At 34.6% G+C, this 1,226-nt stretch carries 2 protein-coding genes; one reads left to right on the forward strand and one right to left on the reverse strand.

Going from position 1 to position 1,226, the window contains the following annotated elements:
- Nucleotides 1-307: UPF0236 family transposase-like protein (locus WDC_RS09215; protein WP_044011553.1), on the reverse strand; the 307-nt coding region annotated here is incomplete at its 3' end.
- Between the two features lie 293 nt (nt 308-600).
- Here WDC_RS09215 and WDC_RS09220 point away from each other — a divergent pair.
- Nucleotides 601-1,226 (forward strand): glucuronate isomerase (locus WDC_RS09220; RefSeq protein ID WP_044011554.1); only part of this gene is annotated, 626 nt, incomplete at its 3' end.

Raw genomic sequence — 1,226 nt, forward strand, 5'->3', positions numbered from 1 at the left:
AAAACCTTTTTCGCGACACAAGTTTTAAATGTGTATCCAGTGGAAAATAATTGGTTCCATCTGTCTTCCTATAGCACCTACGTTCAAATGAAACAGCACCAAACATAAAATTGATTGTTCGTGGTTGTCGGTTAATAAAGGTATGGTCACTTGGAATCTGAGAAACTAACGTTTCGTCTAATTGAATTAAGTATTTAGATACAATTTCTTGAAACATTTCCCGCAAACAACGAATAACTTGTGCCTCCAAATCAAATAAATTATCTAAATTCTTCAATGAATCAATAAAATCTGCTAAAATAAACATGAAAGACCTGCATCCTTTCTTTTAATCTTCGTCGATTAAAAGGCTACAGGTCTTTTCTTATATATTCAATCTAAAATGAATATTCCTAGAAATATGTTGACCATCTAGGAAAACCTTACACTAACAATGAAAAATGCCTGAAAAAAATGTTTTTCAATGATCATAGCTTGTAAATAAAGTAACTAGAATGTAAGCTAAAACATTTTTAATAATAATGTGCTTGAAAGCGGTATCTCAAGGTGATATGCTGTAAGAAACTGATGTATCAGTTATCTTAAAAGGAGATTATAACTATGGCTTTATTAGACCAAGATTTTCTATTAACAAATGACATGGGTAAGAAGTTATTCCACGACCATGCTAGCAAAATGCCAATTATTGATTTTCATTGTCACTTAAACCCTAAAGAAATTTACGAGAATAAAAATTATCCTAATTTAACCCGAATTTGGATCAATGATGGAACGTTCGGTGACCATTATAAATGGCGTTTGATGCGTGCTAATGGTGTCACTGAAGACTTGATTACTGGTGACGGTGACGAATATCAAAAATTAGTTGCCTGGGCGGGTACGATTGAAAAAGCAATTGGTAATCCACTTTACGAATGGACCCATCTGGAACTGCAACGCTTTTTTGGTATTGACGAACCCTTTACTACTAAAAATGTTAAGCAAGTTTGGGAAAAGGCGAATGCTAAGCTGGCAACGGATGATTTCAAACCCCGGAGTTTAATCCGCAATTCAAATGTTAAGGTTGTTTGTACGACGGACGATCCCGCTTCAGATTTAAAGTACCATAAACTATTGAAGCAAGAAGAACAGACCAATGGATTCAAGGTACTACCAGCAATGCGACCTGATAAAGCATTCAATATTGGTGCAGATTCATTTAACGACTATTTAAATGAGCTCAGCAG

The sequence above is a fragment of the Paucilactobacillus wasatchensis genome, assembly GCF_000876205.1.
In the GTDB taxonomy this organism is placed as follows: Bacteria; Bacillota; Bacilli; order Lactobacillales; family Lactobacillaceae; genus Paucilactobacillus; species Paucilactobacillus wasatchensis.